This is a genomic window from Bacillus sp. FSL K6-6540 (assembly GCF_038007545.1).
This window is the reverse complement of sequence record NZ_JBBOXH010000001.1, coordinates 52,375-72,261: the sequence shown is the minus strand read 5'-3', so window position 1 is coordinate 72,261 and position 19,887 is coordinate 52,375. Positions and strand designations below refer to the sequence as shown.

Annotated in this window: 17 protein-coding genes; 1 reads left to right on the top strand and 16 read right to left on the bottom strand. The window is 52.2% G+C overall.

Annotated features, from left to right (window positions below; translation table 11 throughout):
• Position 1 precedes the first annotated feature (1 nt).
• Positions 2–1,666, bottom strand: a complete 1,665-nt coding sequence (locus MHH82_RS00335; protein ID WP_036661686.1) for an anthranilate synthase component I family protein — start codon at positions 1,664–1,666, stop codon at positions 2–4.
• Positions 1,667–1,927: 261 nt separating this feature from the next.
• Positions 1,928–2,863, bottom strand: a complete 936-nt coding sequence (gene cysK / locus MHH82_RS00330) for a cysteine synthase A (protein ID WP_012818329.1) — start codon at positions 2,861–2,863, stop codon at positions 1,928–1,930.
• A 307-nt stretch (positions 2,864–3,170) separates the two neighbouring features.
• Between cysK and MHH82_RS00325 the strand changes: the two genes are divergently transcribed.
• The gene (locus MHH82_RS00325; RefSeq protein WP_340962484.1) at positions 3,171–3,302 is read left to right on the top strand and encodes a hypothetical protein; all 132 of its coding nucleotides are present in this window, start codon (positions 3,171–3,173) and stop codon (positions 3,300–3,302) included.
• Here MHH82_RS00325 and MHH82_RS00320 read toward each other — a convergent pair.
• The 14 genes from MHH82_RS00320 to MHH82_RS00255 form a co-directional block, all read right to left on the bottom strand.
• Positions 3,292–4,227, bottom strand: coding sequence for a peptidylprolyl isomerase (locus MHH82_RS00320; protein WP_340969758.1), 936 nt, complete (start codon positions 4,225–4,227; stop codon positions 3,292–3,294). The two genes, MHH82_RS00325 and MHH82_RS00320, sit on opposite strands and share 11 nt — an antisense overlap.
• 20 nt (positions 4,228–4,247) lie before the next feature.
• Positions 4,248–5,132 carry an Hsp33 family molecular chaperone HslO gene (gene hslO, locus MHH82_RS00315; RefSeq protein WP_145041179.1) on the bottom strand — a complete coding sequence of 295 codons (885 nt, stop codon included), beginning with the start codon at positions 5,130–5,132 and terminating at the stop codon, positions 4,248–4,250.
• Between the two features lie 57 nt (positions 5,133–5,189).
• The gene (locus MHH82_RS00310) at positions 5,190–5,954 is read right to left on the bottom strand and encodes a type III pantothenate kinase (RefSeq protein ID WP_009591942.1); all 765 of its coding nucleotides are present in this window, start codon (positions 5,952–5,954) and stop codon (positions 5,190–5,192) included.
• A complete protein-coding gene (nadC, locus tag MHH82_RS00305; protein WP_340962479.1) occupies positions 5,951–6,826 on the bottom strand; it encodes a carboxylating nicotinate-nucleotide diphosphorylase in 876 nt (291 codons plus the stop codon). The genes MHH82_RS00310 and nadC overlap by 4 nt, the downstream gene beginning before the upstream one ends.
• Complete coding sequence (gene nadB, locus MHH82_RS00300) at positions 6,816–8,432, bottom strand: L-aspartate oxidase (protein WP_012818325.1); 1,617 nt, start codon at positions 8,430–8,432, stop codon at positions 6,816–6,818. Before nadB ends, nadC begins: the two co-directional genes overlap by 11 nt.
• 38 nt (positions 8,433–8,470) lie before the next feature.
• The gene (gene nadA / locus MHH82_RS00295; RefSeq protein WP_012818324.1) at positions 8,471–9,409 is read right to left on the bottom strand and encodes a quinolinate synthase NadA; all 939 of its coding nucleotides are present in this window, start codon (positions 9,407–9,409) and stop codon (positions 8,471–8,473) included.
• 229 nt (positions 9,410–9,638) lie between these two features.
• Positions 9,639–11,708 (bottom strand): ATP-dependent zinc metalloprotease FtsH, encoded by a 2,070-nt coding sequence (gene ftsH, locus MHH82_RS00290; protein ID WP_009591914.1) that lies wholly within the window; start codon positions 11,706–11,708, stop codon positions 9,639–9,641.
• Positions 11,709–11,807: 99 nt separating this feature from the next.
• A complete protein-coding gene (gene hpt, locus MHH82_RS00285) occupies positions 11,808–12,347 on the bottom strand; it encodes a hypoxanthine phosphoribosyltransferase (protein ID WP_012818323.1) in 540 nt (179 codons plus the stop codon).
• Between the two features lie 68 nt (positions 12,348–12,415).
• Positions 12,416–13,846, bottom strand: coding sequence for a tRNA lysidine(34) synthetase TilS (gene tilS, locus MHH82_RS00280; RefSeq protein WP_012818322.1), 1,431 nt, complete (start codon positions 13,844–13,846; stop codon positions 12,416–12,418).
• Positions 13,847–14,265: 419 nt separating this feature from the next.
• Positions 14,266–15,186 carry a serine/threonine protein kinase gene (locus MHH82_RS00275; protein ID WP_012818321.1) on the bottom strand — a complete coding sequence of 307 codons (921 nt, stop codon included), beginning with the start codon at positions 15,184–15,186 and terminating at the stop codon, positions 14,266–14,268.
• Positions 15,170–15,910: a VWA domain-containing protein gene (locus MHH82_RS00270; protein ID WP_009591933.1), complete on the bottom strand. Its 741-nt coding sequence runs from the start codon at positions 15,908–15,910 to the stop codon at positions 15,170–15,172. The genes MHH82_RS00275 and MHH82_RS00270 overlap by 17 nt, the downstream gene beginning before the upstream one ends.
• A 164-nt stretch (positions 15,911–16,074) precedes the next feature.
• Positions 16,075–18,585 (bottom strand): stage II sporulation protein E, encoded by a 2,511-nt coding sequence (spoIIE, locus tag MHH82_RS00265; RefSeq protein ID WP_036661701.1) that lies wholly within the window; start codon positions 18,583–18,585, stop codon positions 16,075–16,077.
• A 345-nt stretch (positions 18,586–18,930) separates the two neighbouring features.
• Positions 18,931–19,419 carry a S1 domain-containing RNA-binding protein gene (locus MHH82_RS00260; protein ID WP_009591896.1) on the bottom strand — a complete coding sequence of 163 codons (489 nt, stop codon included), beginning with the start codon at positions 19,417–19,419 and terminating at the stop codon, positions 18,931–18,933.
• Positions 19,420–19,533: 114 nt separating this feature from the next.
• Positions 19,534–19,884, bottom strand: a complete 351-nt coding sequence (locus MHH82_RS00255; protein ID WP_009591911.1) for an FtsB family cell division protein — start codon at positions 19,882–19,884, stop codon at positions 19,534–19,536.
• Positions 19,885–19,887 lie beyond the last annotated feature (3 nt).

The following is a 19,887-nucleotide window of genomic DNA, read 5'->3' as shown; positions in this document are numbered from 1 at the left end:
GTTATTTCCCCCCTATATAGGCAGCCGCCTCAGCGGCTTCTTCTTCACTGCACATCAGCGCCGCTATCAAAGCTTTGGCCTTGTTATGGCACTCCCGGTATTCCCGATATGGATCGGAATCAATGACGATCCCAGCACCTGTCTGAATGTAACCGACCCCATCCTTCACGGCGAGGGTCCGGATAATAATGTTAAGCTCCATATCGCCGTTATAATCGATCCAGCCCATGGAGCCGGTATAAGGCCCCCGTGTCACGGGTTCCAGCTCTTCGATGATTTCCATGGTCCTGATTTTGGGTGCGCCGGTAATGGTGCCGCCAGGGAACGCTGCCGCAATGACATCATATGCATTGTTGCCCTCAGCAATCCGCCCTTCCACTTGGGACACCAAATGCATGACGTGCGAGTACCTCTCCACGGTCATCAGCTCCGGAACATGCACCGTCCCGTATGCAGCAATGCGGCCGATGTCATTCCGCTCCAGGTCGACCAGCATAATATGCTCGGCCCGTTCCTTCTCGCTGCCAAGCAGCTCCGCTTCCATAGCCGCGTCCTCTTCCGGATTTCTCCCCCGGCGGCGGGTACCCGCGATCGGCCGGGCAGACACGATATCGCCATCCAGCTTCACCAGCAATTCCGGCGAGCCGCTGGCCAAACTGAAGCCAGGCGAGGATAAATATCCCATATAAGGTGAAGGGTTCAGAATGCGCAGCCACTCGTAAATATCGGAAGGTTCCGCATGGAGCTGCAGATGCCGGCGAAGAGACAAGTTGACCTGAAAAACATCGCCCTGCCGAATATATTCTTGGATCGAGAGAACCGCCTGCTCGAACGCTTCCTGCGAAAAATCAATCTCCAGCCGATCCCAGACCTCCACATTCGGCCCTGACAGCTCCTGCGCTTTCTTCCATCGTTCCTGCCGCACCCGTTCATCTTCGGATTTCGAATCGTTCTCTGACCCCGTTCCGTACATTTGATTCCATTGGGAGAGCATCGATTCGGCTCTTAAGCCGGCCTTCTCATATAATTCCTCCAAAATCTCTTCCTGCCCCAGTGAGAGCTCCGAACCTTCAGAAACATCCGCTGAATCCTCAAGCGCCGTCGCTTCCTTCGAATCTTCCCCGCTCCCGGAAGCCCAAGGCAGAGGAACATGCACCGAGCAGTATAGGCTCTCATCCGCATGATCGTAAATCCAGACTTCTTCCATGCGCATCCACAAATAATCCGGAAAGCCAGGCTCATCCTTAGCCATCACGGGCAGCTGCTCGATCGAGCGGATGACATCGTAGCTCAGAAAGCCTGCACAGCCTCCCCGAAAGTCCGGCCATCCCGGCACTCGGGGTGATTTCCACGCTTTCATCCACTGCTCCAACAGACGCAGCGGCTCTCCCGTTACCTGCGTTCGCAATCCGCCTGACATTTCGACAACTTCGCCCTGGCTTCCTTTTCCCTGCAAAATGGACACCGGTCGTAACCCAAGATACGTGTAGCGTCCACCTTTACCGCTCTCCAGCACAAAGGCATAAGGCGATGCTTCTTTCCAAGCATGTCTCCATGACAAGGGTAATCCTCGTGTTGCTCCTTTATATTGAACCAGATAGGGAACGACGGACCAGCCCTCTTTAGCCCATGACTGCCACTGGGCCAGCTCCACTCTTCTCTCCATGCCGATCCTCCCTTAGTCTTCAAAAGCCTTACTGTTGCCTGTCAGTATACTGTATCCCGCTTCTCTTGAAAACCCTAAATAGAGGCTTGTCCAACAATAATTTTTGATGCGGTCAGCCCTTGAATCCATTAAAGCGTTATCTTAGGGAGTAGTATACGCAAAAAGCCCCCAATGCTATAAAAAACACATTGAGGGCTCCCTTCTCGCAGCACATTACCTCACTTGGGTGAGATGAAAATGCACAGCCTATTCCAGATCATTTTATTCGAAGTTATAGAGCGGCGTGCTCAGGTAACGCTCTCCGTTACTTGGAATGACAGCGACAACCCGCTTGCCTTTACCAAGCTCTTTGGCGACCTTCAAGGCAGCATATACAGCCGCACCGGAGGAAATACCGCCAAGAACCCCTTCTTCCTTCGCCACGCGGCGGGAAGTTTCAAAGGCATCGTCATTCTCTACATGAACGATTTCATCGTAGACTTCTTGGTTCAAAATTTCCGGGATGAAGTTTGCGCCAATGCCCTGGATTTTGTGAGGGCCTGGCTTGCCACCGGCAAGGATTGGCGATGCAGCAGGCTCCACCGCAATAATCTTGATGTCAGGGTATTGCTCTTTCAGCACTTCCCCAGCGCCTGTAATCGTACCGCCTGTTCCGATGCCAGCCACGAACGCATCCAGGGAACCGCCGATCGATTGGATCGCTTCAACGATTTCCGGACCAGTCGTTTCACGGTGGATCTTCACGTTCGCTTGGTTCTTGAACTGCTCGGCCATGAAGAATCCGGCATTTTCCTTCAGGATTTCTTCGGCCTTCTTAACGGCACCGTTCATTCCTTCCGATCCCGGTGTCAGGACCAGTTCCGCTCCGTAAGCACGCAGCAGGTTTCGGCGCTCCAAGCTCATGGTTTCAGGCATGACGATAACCGCTTTATAGCCTTTAGCCGCTGCCACCATAGCTAAGCCGATGCCGGTATTACCGCTGGTCGCTTCAATGATCGTATCGCCCGGCTTCAAACGTCCATCCTTCTCTGCCTCTTCCACGATGCTGATCGCGATCCGGTCTTTAACGCTGGCGCCCGGGTTCTGGTATTCCAGCTTCAGATAGATCTCTGCGCTATCCTCAGGTACGATCCGGTTCAAACGGACGAGCGGAGTTTCACCGATTAATTCTGTCACATTATTTACGACTTTTGCCATGAAAGAAGACCTCCTCTAAATATGGATCTGGATAAAAATAGTGAATACATAATGGTGTTATTCATTCGAATGTCGAATCATGAATTTGTAGGTTCTCGATGTTAAAAAAATGGGAGCCTGCAGATTAATAAAATTCCAGTTGTTCAATGGCTCTCCAATATCCGAGTAAAAAGGTAGGTTTTTGTACCTTCATCTTATCAACGTTACAGGCCATTGTCAATATCCCGCTGCTCGAAAATCAACATTTCTAGGTGAATTTTCCTGCGACTCACGAACGAGCCGAACGCGAAATCCTTAGGAGGACTTCATGCCGGATAACCGCCAATTTTCCGCAGCCATCCAAGCTCAGGCATTAACTACAGCGAAAAAAGCTCCTGCAGCCAGATTTTTCTCCGCCGCAGCGAGCTTTCCTCATTTTGTTGCTTTATTTACAGCGTAACCGTACCCGCACTTATCCGTGCCTCGTATTTCTCGCGAAGCTGCCGCTCCAATTCCGATAAGGACACCGACTGCTCCAGGGCCAGCTGCTTGCGAACCGCCTTCCGGATACTTTCCTCGCTAGGAGCTTGAGGCTCAATAATATCCCTCACATATACTATGGCATATGTGTCCGTGAGCGATACAGGTCCCGCAATATCTCCGGGCTCGAGCGATAAAGCTGCTTCAAGCAGCTCTGGCGGCAAAAAGGGGTCATCCTCTTCTACCAAGCCGATCTGTCCGCCGTCTTCCCGAGTGTACTCGTCAAGGGATACCTGAGCTGCGAGATCTGCAAAATCCTCCCCATTTTCCAGCCGATCCATGACGCGTTCCGCCTCATCTTCCGAAGCGACTTCAATCATGGATAAATTCAGCTGTTTCTTGGGCCGAAATTGATCAGGGTACTGTTCCAGATACGAATCGATTTGCTGCTCCTCGATGTGAACATCGGAAGTCGCAATTTTCTCAAGCAGGAGCCGATAAGTCGTCTCCGTCTTTAACTCACTCTCCGTAATGCCAAGCTGATCTTCCATTTCCGATAAGAACCGTTCCTTAGAGCCATAGCTTCGGCTCATGACTTCGATTTCCGTTTCGACTTCCGCGGTCGTCACATCAATGCCCTTCGCTTTCGCTTCCAGCGCCACGGCGTGCCGATTCAGCATGGTCATCAGCATTTCGCGCCCATATCGCTTCTTCAGCTCGTCAACCCACTCGTCTTCGGTAATCGCCCTGTCCTGGATGGATGCAACGGGCTGGGAGCCTGTTTTCCACGGCGGTGAAGCCTCCTGCAAAAAGCCCCCGGAAAACAGCATCCAGCCCCCCATACCCAATACGCATGCTGTCAAGACAATGACGGTCGCCCACAATCCCTTCTCTTGTCTCGTCATCACGGTCGCTCATCCCAACATTAAGATTTGGCCCGCTCTAGCACGGATTTAAGCTGTTCTCGGTCAAACGTATATCGTTCATTGCAAAAATGGCAGGAAACCTCTGCTTTGCCGTCCTCTTCGATCATCTGCTCAAGCTCTTCCCGTCCCAAGCTGATCAGTGCGCGCTCCACCCGCTCATGCGAGCAGTCGCAGCTGAAGTAGACTTCCGTTTCCTCCAGAATCGTCACATCCGGAAGGACGCGTTTCAGGATATCCTCGAGATCCAGCCCTTCCTCCAGCATCTCGGTGATCGGAGGAATCTTGCTTAACGCAAGCTCGATCTCCGTAATCTCTTCATCGCTAACGCCGGGGAGAAGCTGAATGATGAAGCCGCCGGCATTGGCCACGGAATAATCCGGCGAAACCAGCACGCCCAAGCTTACCGCCGAGTTGGTCTGTTCGGATACGGCAAAATAATACGTGAAATCTTCGGCCAGCTCGCCCGAGATAATCGGCACGCTGCCACGGTAAGGCTCCTTCAATCCGAAATCCTTGACCACATCAATCTGACCGGTGGTCCCTACCGCAGCGGCTACGTCCATCTTGCCCGGACGTATATTCGTCAGCTCCACATGCGGATTTTTGACATAACCGCGTACCTCGCCCTTGGCATTGCTCTCCGCCGCAATCAGACCGATCGGTCCATCGCCGCGAACCTGAATGCTAAGACGCTCATCTCCCTTTAGCATAGCTCCCATCATCGCTGCTGCTGACACGGTGCGGCCCAAAGCGGCTGTGACGACAGGGAACGTATCGTGTCTTCGGCGAAGCTCTTCCACCAGATCGGTTGTCCGAACGGCAAATGCCCGCACTTTCCCGTTTAACGCCGTTCCCCGCAGCATACGGTCTTTTTGATTACCCATCTTGAGGCCTCCTTGTCTTTCTGGTTGTTTGTAATATCTAACGGTTTTATATCGCTTCTAGTTACGCTCGTAAATAATACGCAAGCCTTCCAGCGTCAAGAGGGGAGAAATCTCTTCGATGGATTCCGTTTCGCCGGCAATCAGCTCAGCCATTCCCCCCGTGGCGATAACCTTAACATTGTCCGTTCCCATCTCGGCTTTTATGCGTTTAACCAGGCCATCGACCTGTCCTGCATAACCGAATACGATGCCGGCCTGCATGGCATGAACGGTGTTGCGCCCAATCACCTTTTTCGGCTTTTCGAGCTCTACGCGAGGAAGCTTGGAAGCACGCTGTACAAGGGCTTCCGTGGCAATGCCAATGCCCGGCACAATTACGCCGCCCAGATAGTTGCCTGCTTCATCAATGCAATCAAACGTCGTCGCCGTACCGAAATCCACTACGATCAGCGGCCCCCCGTACTGCTCGACGGCTGCTACTGCATTCACGATCCGGTCAGCCCCCACCTCACGCGGATTCTCATACCGCAGATTGAGTCCGGTTTTGATCCCCGGCCCAACGATAAGGGGCGCCTTGCCAATATATTTATTGCACATTTCCTCGACCACGCGCACAAGCGGAGGAACTACGGAAGAGACAATAACGCCTTCTATTTGGCTTACCAATATATTGGACATTTGAAACAAATTGTGGATCAATACACCGTATTCGTCCACGGTAGACTGACGCGATGTACTGATCCGAAAATCATGCAGCAGTTTCTTTCCCTGGTACACACCCAGCACAATATTGGTATTCCCTACGTCCACAACGAGAATCAACCCTCTGCTCCTCCTTTCTTTGCATTCAGATCCAAACTAATATCGAGACTATGGAATGAATACGTCAGCCGTCCAACCGAAATGACATCGACCCCGGTCTCCGCAATCCCGCGCACGGTCTCCAGCGTCACGCTCCCCGACGCTTCGACGCGAACGTGGGGCGACTTGGCCTTGATTCTCCGCACGGCCTCCATCATCATGTCATGACTCATGTTGTCCAGCATGATAATATCCGCGCCTGCAGCCAAGGCTTCTTCCACTTGTGCCAGGCTCTCGGTTTCAACTTCGATCGTCATGGTGTGCGGAATATGGGCTCTGGCCCGGCTGACCGCCTGGGCGATGCCGCCCGCACCCTTGATGTGATTATCCTTGATCATGACGGCATCGTACAGGCCGAAGCGATGATTCGCGCCGCCGCCGACCCGCACGGCATATTTCTCAAGCATCCGGTGGCCTGGCGTCGTTTTGCGGGTATCCACCAGCCTTGTCGGCAATCCCTCAAGCACATCAACAAAAGAACGTGTTTTGGTTGCAATGCCCGATAGACGCTGAAGCAAATTTAAGGCGAGCCGCTCGCCTGTCAAAATACGATGGGTGCTTCCTTCCACCTCAGCGAGAACCGTCCCTTTTTCCACCACGTCTCCGTCACGGACCAATGCCGTAAACATAAGCGTTGGATCTACCGTTTCGAATACCAGCTCTGCCACTGGCATGCCTGCCACGATGCCTGCCTCTTTGGCATGGATAACCCCTTTGGATTCGTGACCCGGCTCGATCGTGGTGAGGGTCGTAATATCCCCCGACCCAATATCCTCCTGAAGCCAAGTCCGTATGCTCTGGAGAAGGCCATCGTTATATCCGTTAAACATCATCGCTCAATTCCTCCGTCATTTCTTGGTCCCGTATAAACACAATATGCTTGCGCCATTCGCTGTCATTTCGCTCCGGATAATCCTCACGGTAGTGAGCTCCCCGGCTTTCTTCCCGACCCAACGCGCCTTGAACCACCAGCAGGGATGCAGTCAGCATATTCGCAAATTCGTATTCTTCACGCTTGGAGAGCATCGATTGGAACAAGGGCAGCTGACGGCCAAGCTCTTCCGCTGCTCTTATTAGAGTATCCCGATTTCTCCGAAGTCCTGCATAACGCACCATGACCTTCTGAAGCTTCAAGCGTTTTTCCACCATCGCTTGCGACGGAGCGTCCTTGCGGCCCAGATGGAATGATACCCCAAGAGGATCCCCAGAGGGTTCCGGGAGGCTCTTAATGCGCTCGACAATCCGACTGCCGTACACGACCGCCTCCGAAAGCGAATTGCTGGCTAACCGGTTCGCTCCGTGAACACCGGTAGACGAGACTTCTCCGCAAGCAAATAATCGCTTCACGCTGCTCTCGCCGTGCAGGTTGGTCTTGATGCCCCCCATCATATAATGCGCAGCCGGGGAGACCGGAATCCAATCGGACGATAAATCCAGCCCGTACTGCATGCATGTTTCATAAATCGTTGGGAATCGATGTTTGACCATTTCCGGCGACTCATGGGTAATATCCAGGTATACGAAGGTCGATCCCGTCGCTTCCATTTCACTGACAATGGCCCGTGCCACGATATCCCGGGGTGCCAGCTCCTGTAACTCATGGTATTTCGGCATGAATCGTTCCCCTCTTATATTACGAAGCACGGCGCCTTCTCCGCGAACCGCCTCTGATATCAGGAAACGGGGAGCACCCGGATAGCTTAGCGCCGTCGGATGAAACTGGATAAACTCCATATCCCGAATTTCCGCGCCTGCCCGATAAGCCATGGCGATGCCATCCGCGGTCGCAACCTCCGGATTGGTCGTGTACCGGTACAACTGACCGGCCCCGCCGGAACACATAATCGTCGCACGGCCGCGCACGAATACCCGCTTGCCATCCGGCATCTGTACCAATGCGCCGTGACACTCTCCCTGTTCGGTAATCAGGTCAATGACAAAATGATCATCCCATACCTCTATATTGTGAAGCATTTCGACCTGAATGGAAAGAGCGCGCACAATTTCATAACCGGTAGCATCCCCGTTGGCATGAAGGATCCGTCGGTGGCTGTGCGCACCTTCTTTGGTCAAAGCAAGCTCGCCGTTCTCCACATCAAACGTCGTGCCGAGGCGAATCAGCTCTTGAACCCCGACGGGACCCTCGTTTACAAGCACATCCACCGCGGCAGATGAACATAAACCGGCCCCTGCAAGGAGGGTATCCTGACGGTGATATGCTGGCGAGTCATCCTCCGCCGTTACGGCCGCGATCCCGCCTTGAGCATAACGGGTGTTGCTCTCGAGGAGCGATTTTTTCGTAATCAAAAGCACATTCTGAGTCGCACTTGCCATGATCGCCGTATATAAACCCGCAATGCCTGAACCGATCACGATGACATCCGTCTCTACAACCGGGAGATCGTTCAGCTCAAAATCAACCAAATACTGCGGTATCACGTTGCTTCACCTGTCTTTTCACGAAAGAGTAGCGCATGCTACTTAACCTGTAACATGCGCTCTAATGAAGTTCTGGCTTTCTCTGCAACGACCGGCGGCACATAGATCTGCGGCTTCATCGTTTCCAGTGCTTTCACCAGCTTTTTGAGATTATTCACTTTCATATTCGGACATACCAGGAATTTCGTCGCGAAGTGGAACGATTTATCCGGGCTATCCAGTCGAAGCTGATAACCGGTACCGTCCTCAGTGCCCACGATAAACTCCTTGGCCGATGACTGTTTGCAATATTCCAGGATGGCGGTTGTGCTTCCCACAAAGTCCCCCATGGCAACAACCTCCGGACGGCATTCCGGATGCACCACAAATTCAGCTTGAGGATATTTGGCCTTCATCTCGACGACATCCTTAACGGTCAGCATGTCATGCGTGTTGCAGTATCCTTCCCAAATAATGAGTTTCTTGTCGGTGTGCTGCTGAACATAGTGCCCCAGGTTCTTATCGGGAACCCATATAATTTCGTCCGAATCCACCGACTGAATCACTTTCACCGCGTTGGAGGAAGTGCAGCAGATATCCGTTTCGGCCTTGATTTCAGCGGATGAATTGATGTACGTAACCACCTTCGCATTCGGATGCTGCGCTTTCAATTTCCGCAGTCCGTCCACGTTCACCATGTCGGCCATAGGACAGCCAGCCCGTTCATCCGGAATCAGAACCGTTTTGTTTGGTGCCAGGATTTTGGCGCTCTCGCCCATAAAATGCACGCCGCAGAATACGATGACCTCGGCGTCGGTTTGTGCCGCCTTCTGCGCGAGCAAGAAGGAATCCCCACGGAAATCAGCAACCTCCTGAATTTCGTCCCGTTGATAATAATGAGCCAAAATAATTGCATTACGTTCCTTCTTCAACTGCATTAACCGCTCACGCAGTTCACGGTTCTGTTCTGCCTTGCGCTCCAGTGCCAAAGCTTCCATGATCGACCCTCTCCCTTTATGTTGTCCGGCTGTTCGCCGCTTATGACCATGTGACTTTCAGGATGGTTCCCACCTTTGTGAAAGGAAGCGCATCCTTATTTAACAACTAATGTACACGTTCGTTCTGTCCCCTGTCAATGTGATAGAAAGCACAAAAAGAACCGGAAAACGAATTATCGTTCTCCGGTTCTTCTTTTTTATTCGGTATTCGATGTTTTATCAGCGAATATTACGTTAAACTGCTGTTACCGTTGTCCGATCCGCCTGGAGGATCCTTGCGTTCGGAATCTTTGGTTTCCGGTGCTGGATCATTCGAATCCATCGGGTTGTTCGGAATCTCTTCCGTGGAAGTCGGCTGCCCGCCGTCTTCTTTCCCTTGAATGCGAACTTTCACGTCGCCAATGTTATCGATAATCGGCTCGCCGTTCTCGGAAGAACCTTCACCTTCGCCACTGCCATCGCCTTCAGCCGATCCGGTCTCAATGAGGTTCTTGATTTGCTCAAGCTCCAGTGTTTCCTTCTCCAGAAGCGTGTTGGCAATCAAATGAACCTCTTTGGAATGCTTGGTCAGAAGCTCTCTACACTTCTCATAACATTCGTTAATGAACCGCTGCATTTCCTGATCGATTTCATAAGCGATTGCATCACTATAGTTCTGCTCGTGTCCGATGTCACGTCCCAGGAACACTTGTCCTTGGGATGTACCGAACTGCATCGGTCCGAGCTTCTCACTCATACCGTATTCCACAATCATGCTGCGGATGATGCCCGTTGCTTGCTGGAAGTCGCTGTAGGCTCCGGTTCCGATTTCGCCGATGAACAGCTCCTCGGCGACACGGCCGCCAAGCAAACCGGTTACGCGGTCCAGCAATTCCTGCTTCGTTACGAGCATCCGATCTTCCTTCGGCATCATGATGACATATCCGCCGGCACGGCCGCGAGGAATAATCGTTACCTTGTGCACCGTATCCGCATGCTCAAGGAAGTAACCCACAATGGTATGACCGGCTTCATGGTAAGCTACGATGCGTTTCTCGCGGTCACTGATCACGCGGCTGCGCTTCTCGGTACCCACGATAACGCGGTCAATCGCTTCATCCACTTCTCGCATGGAGATATCTTTACGGTTGCGGCGAGCCGCAAGCAAGGCAGCCTCGTTCAGGAGATTCTCCAGATCGGCGCCCGTAAAACCGGTTGTACGTTTGGCGATGATGTCAAGCTTGACATCCTTCGTCAACGGTTTGTTGCGTGCATGAACCTTCAGTACGGCTTCACGGCCCTTCACATCCGGGCGATCGACGGTAATCTGACGGTCAAAACGTCCCGGGCGAAGAAGCGCCGGGTCCAAAATATCCGGTCGGTTGGTCGCAGCGACGATGATAATGCCTTCGTTCGCTCCGAAACCGTCCATCTCAACCAGCAATTGGTTGAGCGTCTGCTCGCGCTCGTCATGACCGCCGCCGAGACCGGCGCCGCGCTGACGACCTACAGCATCAATCTCATCAATGAAGATGATACATGGTGCATTCTTCTTTGCGTTTTCGAACAAGTCGCGTACGCGAGAAGCACCGACGCCGACAAACATCTCTACGAAGTCGGAACCGGAAATACTGAAGAACGGCACTCCCGCTTCGCCGGCAACGGCGCGTGCAAGGAGCGTCTTACCGGTTCCCGGAGGACCGACAAGCAGGACGCCCTTCGGAATGCGAGCGCCAACCGTGTTAAATTTGCGCGGATCCTTCAAGAAGTCAACAACCTCGACAAGCTCCTGCTTCTCTTCATCTGCTCCGGCTACATCTTCAAATGTAATCCGTTTCTTCTCTTCATTATATAAGCGGGCTTTGCTCTTACCAAAGTTCATCACTTTGCCGCCGCCGCCCTGAGCCTGATTGAACAGGAAGAAGAACAGAACAAACATAATGATGAGCGGAATAAAGGATGAAAGCAATGTCAGCCAAATGCTTTGGCCTTCCATTGGCACCACGGACAGTTTGACATTGTTGCTATCACTGGCTGCAGTCAGCTCTTGCATCGCTGCATCCGTGGCAGGAATATAGGTCGAGAAATTCTCCGATTTTTTCTCTTCGGATATCTCCCTATACTTACCGGTCACCAGATAAGCGTAACCGTCAAATTGTACCGTCATTTCCTCTATGTTGTTAGCTTTGACTTCCTGCCGCAGTTGATTATAACTAGGGGCATCGGCTTGCTCGCCGCCATTGGTGACGAATTGTACTATGCCCACCACGACTAAAAATAGAATCAAATAAAAACCAGAATTCCGGATGAACCGACTCATCCCCTACCTCCTCTCAAGACACATAAGATATTTTACCACAGCCTGTCTGGCCATCTCAACAAAGGCCCCCGATCTGTGGTAGCAGCCTATTGGCGCGGTTTAACTGCTGTAGATTTCCGGTTTCAGAATCCCGATGTAGGGGAGGTTCCGGTAATGCTCGGCGTAATCGAGCCCGTATCCGACAACAAAAGCATCCGGCAGCACAAATCCGGTATAATCAGCCTGCAAATCCACCGTACGGCGTGCCGGCTTGTCGAACAGGGTGACAACACGCACCGAGTTTGCCTTGCGGCTCTTCAGAAGCTCAATCAAATGGCTGAGCGTAAGACCGCTGTCGATAATATCCTCCACAATCAGAACATCCCTTCCTTCAACGGAAGCGTCCAGATCTTTAATGATCTTGACCACGCCAGAGGATTTGGTTGATGCTCCATAGCTGGATACAGCCATGAAATCCAACTCTAGAGGTACTGATATGGATTTAACCAAGTCGGCCATAAAAATAAACGCACCTTTAAGAACGCAAATAACGAGCGGATTGCGTCCCTCATATTCGGCGCTGAGCTTGGAACCGAGTTCCTTAATTTTTGCGCGAATCTCTTCTTCACTGATGAGTATTTCCTGAATGTCATTCTGCAACTTAAGTGGACCTCCTACGTTTATACTATGAAAGCGTGAAACGGGCCATTCTTCGTTTTACACTTGCCTTAAACATCCGACAGCTCCATTCGGAGAACTCGTGATGTGTGCCGCCCGCAAGCGGCGTGAACGGAACGTCGTACACCTGGAATCCATACGATGCTGCCGGAACCGTCACAAAGAATAGGAATCCGGGCACGGACAGACGGCGGGATTTTCTCATCAATGAGAATATCTTTCACCTTTTTGCTTCCGTTTAATCCCATGATCTTCATCTTGTCTCCCGGCTGTCTGTTGCGCACGGTTAAAGGAAACTGCAGCTCATCCGCATCAAAATCCGCCACAAAGGCCGATGGTCTGGAGCCGCTCCGGCTTTCGCTTCCTGTCTTTAACGACAATGTCAGCATTTTTCCGATTTCCTTAACATAAAGCTCTGACGCATCAGGAGAATCAAGAATGTATATGTACTGTCCCTGTTCTTCCGGAGGTTTTGGCCAAAACTGGATCACTCCGTACTCACGAACACAGGTAATGCCGTCACCCAGATCCAGACGCCAGTTGCTTCGCTGATCGTTAAGAATGCCGTGGCGCACCGTTTCAATCTTGACAAAATCGGTGTTTTCCTGATCTGAGGGCAGGTAATTTAATATTAGTTTAATCAAACGCCGTTGTAAAGCGACATGTAAGCCCAAAAAGGAAGGCGCGTCGAAAGCGAGCCTCCCATCGTTCTCCTGTACCAAACTCCGAAATTGCTTCGCAGCTTCAAGCTCCACAAAATCATCCTCCTGCTGGACAATTTCGGCCAGCTGATTGAGTGAGGAGGAGAACTGCCCGTTGTATCGCTCCAAAAAAGGAAATACTTCCAGGCGAATCGCATTACGGCGGTACTTCGTCTGCAGATTGCTGTGATCCACCGCATACTGGAATCCGCATACGCGGCACAGCTCCACGATATCCGCCTTGTACATACGAAGGAACGGGCGGATAAGTTCCACTTTTTTTTCCGTGCGTTTAAATTTGATGCCGCCCAGGCCCGACAAACCGCTTCCGCGCAGTAGCCTCATGAATACCGTCTCGGCTTGATCGTCGGCATGATGAGCCAGAGCCACGGAGCGCGCATTGTGTTTCCGGGCCGTTTGCAGCAGAAATTCGTAACGCTTCTCTCTTGCCGCCTCCTGTCCACCCTTGCCGCTCTCTTCCATATAAGCGGGAATATCGATGAACGCCGTTTCCAATGGAAGTCCGAGCGACTCCGCCAGCTCGCGCACCATCTCCGCCTCCTGATCCGACTCTTTTCGAAAACCATGATGCACATGAGCGCAGATCAATCGGAGCGGCGTACGGTGCTGTGAGATTTCATGCAGAACGTGAAGAAGCGCAACGGAATCCGGTCCGCCGGAAACGGCAACCACGATACCGTCGCCTTCCGACCACAAATCAAACTCTGCGGCGGTACGCTCGATATGTTGGACGAATGTTCGTAAATAATCCTGTTTCACTTCCAGATCCCCTTTAGAGGTTGTTCAAAAAGTCCGCTTTTGATAAGAAACCCCCTATCGAGGCCACTTCAAAGGATGAGCGACCGCGATGCATAGGTAGGTTTTCTGGCGATATAGAATTTCACCAGTTCCACTGATAACTCATAAATTCTATATCTAACACGAAGTGAATCCGGAAGCCACTCGGCATCGAATCTTGAATTCAGCCGGGCCTAAGCAGATGCTTTCGAAGTATGTTTCCTGCGGAAACATTTCAGGTGCTCACGTACCAAAGCGTACGCTCCATTCCTGACGTCCCTAGTTTCATCCAATCTGAAGCGTCTTGAAAAAACGCACATCGGGAGCATAACCTTCTCGGTGCTGAAAACCGACCTTTTTGAACTCGCACCTTTATGAACTTCCAGTAACAAGGCAACAACTCATGAGCGGAAGAAGAAATAAACGGCGCAGGCCATAATGACCAAGGACAACCCAAACGCGTTCCTTAGCCAGCGCGGCGTACGTCCCGGAACGGGGCGACCGCCTCGGCTCGAGCCTTCATATATCCGTTTTCTCCACTCGTTCAGCGCTTCCCGTGAATCCGCGAATTCTCCCGACAATGCCTTGTTCAGCCAGACGGCGTACGGCTTGAATACGGGGTTTCTTCGCAGCACCAGCTGCAGGTCGGCAACGCTCCGGGTTTGGGGAAGCTGACAAGACGCCTCCTTAAGCGATTTCTCATCCAGCAGGCCGATGCACATCACGGCAAACGAGAACAAATCATAGGATACGTCGCCGGTCCGGCTCCCGGCATTCCAGTATCCCCGGTCGTACCATTCCGTAAACTGCTTTACGCTGCGCCCGAAGGAGCTGACGCCGCCGTAATCGATCAGTTCCACCCTTCCGTAGGCCGAAACCATCACATTATTCGGCTTCAAATCTCCGAACGCATAACCGGATGCATGCAGAACGGACAGCTTCTCAAGCAGCTTCAGCCCGATCAGGCCGACCCACTCGGTGCCGCGTTTGCGAATAAAATGATGCAGCGGGCTCCCCTCGATGTAACGCATGACATAGAAGGACACTTCGCCGCTGCCGTCATGATGATCGTCCGCCTCCACGAGGTAAGGGTCCGTCATTTGTTCTTTGAGTGCATTCAGCACATTAATTTCGGATTGTAGATCCAGAGCGTCATAGCCTACTTTTAAAGCATAACGCTCGCGCACTCCTGCCCGGTGGACCAGATACACCTTGCCGTTAGCCCCTTTACCGAGCATACGTTCCACGATGTACCGGCTGTTCCGCCATTTGCCCTTAATTACGGTTCCTGGCGGATAACCCGGGTTAGACAACGTAGTCACCGAGCATCCCTTCCTCTTGGCTGGAACGACCCTGCCATGATTGATTACCTTCTAGTGTACCATATCGGTAAAATTCAATCACCTTTAACAAGGCAGGTCCTGTCGGCGTCGCCCCCTTCATCTGCAGCCTGCTGAACATGCCGCGGGCACCGTCAAGATCCGAGGTCCAATCCACGTCCATGACGATATCCTCGCCGCTATGTTTTCCGGGAAAATGGAATACCGACAATTCGCTTGAGCCTGCGCGCGCTTTCAAGCTCAGCATCAGGTCGCGTATCGCTTCCTCAACGGCTGCCAGCTTAGGCTTCATGCTTGCACTTGCATCGATTAACAGCGCAACCTGAAGGGATGACGTCTCGGCCAGCTCATCCACCACTTCGACGACTTGCGAACGCTTGTCCGGCGGAAGTTCCTCCAGCGTCCCGCCTCCCAAAATATGCTGTATCTCCTTATTTACCGCTTGTTGGATCGTCTGAACCACCGTTTTCCGAGTCATCATCTGCATCGTCTGCGCAAGCTGCGGCGTACCTACGATCCGGTGTATGCCTCCTCCCGCTTTGGCTATCTCCTGTATTTCCAATCCCCCAAGTTCACCGATCGTCCCGTAATCAAGGACCCCCACCACGTTTACGACAATACCATCCTGCAGCGCATGCGCCGCGGCCAGAACCGGACTGGCACCGACATTCGAACACCCGTCTGTAATCAGCAAGATTTGTTTCATAATAAATTGCCTCCCGTCTGATCCATCCTATCGATTGGATTTCTATCTCTATCATTTCCACATTCAAGAGAGTTCAAACGACAATCAGGAAGAATAGACGGAAAAGAATTGATCGGCTCCGGGCCTCCATTTCCCGGGTAATCGCTTTGTTATATTGTAAATCCTCAGCTAACCGTTCGAGGCCGCTCCATGCGGGCGAATCCCGGAACATGCACATTCGACCATTCCGGATGGAAGTGATCCACGCGCCCGACCACCACCGTCATATCATCATGGATTTGATTCTGTTGATAGCGTATCACCTTCTCAAGCAGGCAATCGGCTATTTCCTGCGGGTCTTCACTGTTCACCTCCTGGATCATTCGTTTCATCCATAACTCCTTGTTCACCGCGTAACCCGGCGCATCATAAATGCCGTCCGTCATCATAATGAGAACATCGCCCGCCTGCAGCTGCAGGGATACCAAATCCACCTCGATATCCTGGATAATGCCGATGGGAAGATTGCTGGCCGAGACCGGTATGACATCATTGCCCCTTTTGATAAAGCTTGGCGTCGAACCGATCTTCATAAAAGTGGTCTGAGCCGTGTATTGATCGATGAGAGCCATATCGACCGTGGCATAGATTTCATCCGGCGAGCGCAGCATCAGGATCGAGTTGACCGATTTAATTGCCAGCTTCTCATCCATGCCGGATTGAAGCAGCTGCTCTAATATATTCAGGGCCGAGCTGCTCTCGAGCCTTGCCCTTTCCCCGTTCCCCATTCCATCGCTGAGCGCTACCGCAAACGTGCCGTTGCCCAGCTCAACCGTACTGAAACTATCCCCTGATAAAATATCTCCTCCCTTGGCCGCTGCCGCTACGCCCGTCATAATTTCAAATGTTTTGGCCGACCCGAAACGCACCGTCGCCAATCCGTCCCTTGGATGGGTCAGGGTTTCTTCCATAACTGCGATATGCTCCCCGAGAATGTCGGACAGCAACGGCCCGATAATCTTCCTGCATTCGTCGTATCCGCGGGTATACGCATGAACGATCTCAATCTCGACCTGACCCGAATCCAGGCTAATAATATCGATGCCTTGAATCGATAACCCCAACTGCTGCAGCGCTTCCCTGATCTGCTCCTCCTGAATGTGCATCGTCTGGCTTTCCCGTTTAATCTCTCGAGCCAAATCCTCCATGACCTGCGACACGCCGGATAATTGTTCCGCTACCAGATGGCGGCTATCGTATATTTGGCGTTTCCACTGCATATCATGTTGGTAAAGATGATACTGCTGCTTCAGGATGCCGAGCACCTCCTCCTTCTTGGCGCAGATCCGGCTCCACTCCGGCGGCAGATCGTCTGCTTCCATCTCGGGATTCTCCTCGATCGAGGTCATCATATCGGTCATATATTTATAAGTCTGGTAGAATTTCATGTCCCAGCACTGATTCCGTTTATAGCAGGTGGCGCAGCTTCCTTCCGCCACGGCATTCATGAAATGATTCATCTCCTCCGCCTGTTTGCCTGGAGGCTGTATGACCCCTGACGTTTGTCCGAAACTTTGCGAGAGCTGGCGGAACACCTTGGAGAATTGGGTCACGCGATCGGCTGTGAGGTCCCGGACCCGCTTGGCATACTCATGCTGAGAACGAGTATGATCCTGCGTCCCCGGCACATATCTGCCGATGGCCTGCATCACGCTTTTCGGTGTAATGAGGAACAGCACGATGGCCGCGCAGGTTTCCCATGTGGAGATCATGACTTCTCCGGGATTGCTGAAATAGATGGAAAGAATGGTTGCCCCGAGCAGCATGCCCAGCGAAACGCCGCCCTTCTTCCCTTCCTTCAGCATACCGGCGAGCATCCCGGAAAAGGCGAGCAGGCTCATCTGCGAGAAGGCCGATATATTGGCCAAACTGAGGATTAGGCCCGTCACTACGCCAACCGAAGCGCCCAGCGGCGCACCCCCTACCAACGCAAACAGCAGAATCAGATACCGGGATAAGACATGCTCCACCGACAGGGATTGAACGGTCCAGCCGACGGCACCTGTCATGACCGACGCCAGCAGAATGATGATGCATAGAATTTCTTCATTACGAAGAACATGCGTTTTTTTACGAAGCGTCAGCACCGGAATCGCCTGGATAAAGACCAGCGTCAACACGAAACTGAGTACGGCATTTAAGGTGAGCATCATCATGGAGTACCAGGTAATGCTTGGTCCGATGAGGACGCTGAACAGGTTCACAAAAAAGGTGGAGACAAATACCATCAAAGGTGCATAAGACAATTCCGCCCGATCATATGTCTCCAATCCCCGCATCATAAAATAAAAGATCAAAATCTCTGCCGGCACCATCCATGCCACCGGAAAGGAAGCAAATAAACTTCCTGCAACGATCGCTGCGCCTACCGGCAGCAAAACATCGCGTCGCATAAAGGCGATGACTGCGAAATAGGCGACTGCAAATGGAGAAAGTTCCCCCAGAATCATAGCTCGTCCGAGCAGAAAACCCATGAAGGTTAGCAGGATCATCCACTTCTTTGCGGCCAGGAAGTGGATGGGACGCTGCAGGAAAGGCAGCTGCCCTAACCGTTCCGCCACGCGGGCACGAATAGAACCCGCTCCCCCTTTAACTGCCTCAGTACCCGGAAACATCACCAGATTTCTTTTATCCATTACGCTGGCACCCCATTCTTCACGAATTTGTTGGTCCCATTATAAAACCCCCGTTTCGGAAAGTTTGTCAGAACACCGGACAAGCCCCAAAGAAATTTCCGACAAAATCAACGTGCCCTGCGAACGTTCGGGAAACGACCGCTCATCCCCCGCGCCCAGCCGGGTTTCCGCAGGTCTAGCCTGGGGCGTTCGGGCGGATCATTTCCCGAATTGAGGCGGCCATCCCGCGTTCATTCCGCAGATTGGCGCCGTAAAATGCGTAGGAACCTGTCGTACCCTTGGATGCAACGACAAAAAAACCGCAGAAGGCAATTTCCCTCTGCGGTCAGTTTATATTTTATCGAATTACATACGTTTGGCTCCGCGTCCGCCGCGTTTGCCTTCCGTATTCTTCTTGAGCGAAGAGATTCGTTCTTCACTGTCTTTCAGGAAGCGTGACATTTTATCCTCAAATGAAGGCTTGTTGGCCGCAGGCTTAAACGGGCGTCCACCGCGTTCGCGGTTGAATCCTCCTCCACCGCCACCTCCGAATCGTTCTCCGCCGCCTCCACTGCGTTCCGGTCTCGGTGCGCGGGGTGGACGACTTTCGGAAGCCGGCTTGTCGACAGCCTGCTTGATCGAAAGACCGATCTTGCCGTCCTTGTCGACATTAATCACCTTCACGGTAACGACATCGTTGATCTTCAAATGATCGTTGACATCCTTAACGTAGTTGTCGGCGATTTCCGAGATGTGAACGAGACCCGTGACACCTCCTGACAGATCCACAAATGCTCCAAAATGCGTTATGCCTGTCACCTTGCCCTCTAACTTGGTGCCCACTTCAATTGCCATAGAATAAAATGATCCTCCCTTAAAAATATACAGTCCGATTTAGAAATCGCGCTGCGGTGATTTGATTATACGATAATGACCTAAACAAGGTCAACAGACGTCTGTCATGCCTAATTACGGCGATTCGCCCGAATTTTGGGGCTGAATGATCGGCGTTTCATTCGGCAGATACAATCCGAACTTCTTGCGGGCAATCTGCCCGATATATTCTGGGTCCTTCAATCGCTCCACTTCGTGAGTAATCTGGATGAGCGACTGTTCAACGGACTTATAATCCTCTTGCTTCTGAGCTAGCGCTTCGTTCTGATTACGGATGCGGTCATTCTGGGACCAGAGCGTTGATCCTGCCCAGATCAAAAACAGCGCCATCATCGCCACAAACATTCTCTTACGCCGGCGGGCGCCTTTGTTCTTTGTCTTGGTTTGTTGGGGAGCCTGCTTCGATGGATCAGCAAATCTTCCCATGAC

Excerpts from the sequence above, each read along its gene's own strand:
- MHH82_RS00335 (WP_036661686.1), bottom strand. The coding sequence starts at position 1,666 with ATGGAGAGAAGAGTGGAGCTGGCCCAGTGGCAGTCATGGGCTAAAGAG.
- cysK (WP_012818329.1), bottom strand. The coding sequence starts at position 2,863 with ATGGCAAAAGTCGTAAATAATGTGACAGAATTAATCGGTGAAACTCCG.
- MHH82_RS00325 (WP_340962484.1), top strand. The coding sequence starts at position 3,171 with ATGCCGGATAACCGCCAATTTTCCGCAGCCATCCAAGCTCAGGCATTA.
- MHH82_RS00320 (WP_340969758.1), bottom strand. The coding sequence starts at position 4,227 with ATGACGAGACAAGAGAAGGGATTGTGGGCGACCGTCATTGTCTTGACA.
- hslO (WP_145041179.1), bottom strand. The coding sequence starts at position 5,132 with ATGGGTAATCAAAAAGACCGTATGCTGCGGGGAACGGCGTTAAACGGG.
- nadC (WP_340962479.1), bottom strand. The coding sequence starts at position 6,826 with ATGATGTTTAACGGATATAACGATGGCCTTCTCCAGAGCATACGGACT.
- nadA (WP_012818324.1), bottom strand. The coding sequence starts at position 9,409 with ATGGAAGCTTTGGCACTGGAGCGCAAGGCAGAACAGAACCGTGAACTG.
- ftsH (WP_009591914.1), bottom strand. The coding sequence starts at position 11,708 with ATGAGTCGGTTCATCCGGAATTCTGGTTTTTATTTGATTCTATTTTTA.
- MHH82_RS00270 (WP_009591933.1), bottom strand. The coding sequence starts at position 15,910 with ATGAAACAAATCTTGCTGATTACAGACGGGTGTTCGAATGTCGGTGCC.
- spoIIE (WP_036661701.1), bottom strand. The coding sequence starts at position 18,585 with ATGGATAAAAGAAATCTGGTGATGTTTCCGGGTACTGAGGCAGTTAAA.
- MHH82_RS00260 (WP_009591896.1), bottom strand. The coding sequence starts at position 19,419 with ATGGCAATTGAAGTGGGCACCAAGTTAGAGGGCAAGGTGACAGGCATA.
- MHH82_RS00255 (WP_009591911.1), bottom strand. The coding sequence starts at position 19,884 with ATGGGAAGATTTGCTGATCCATCGAAGCAGGCTCCCCAACAAACCAAG.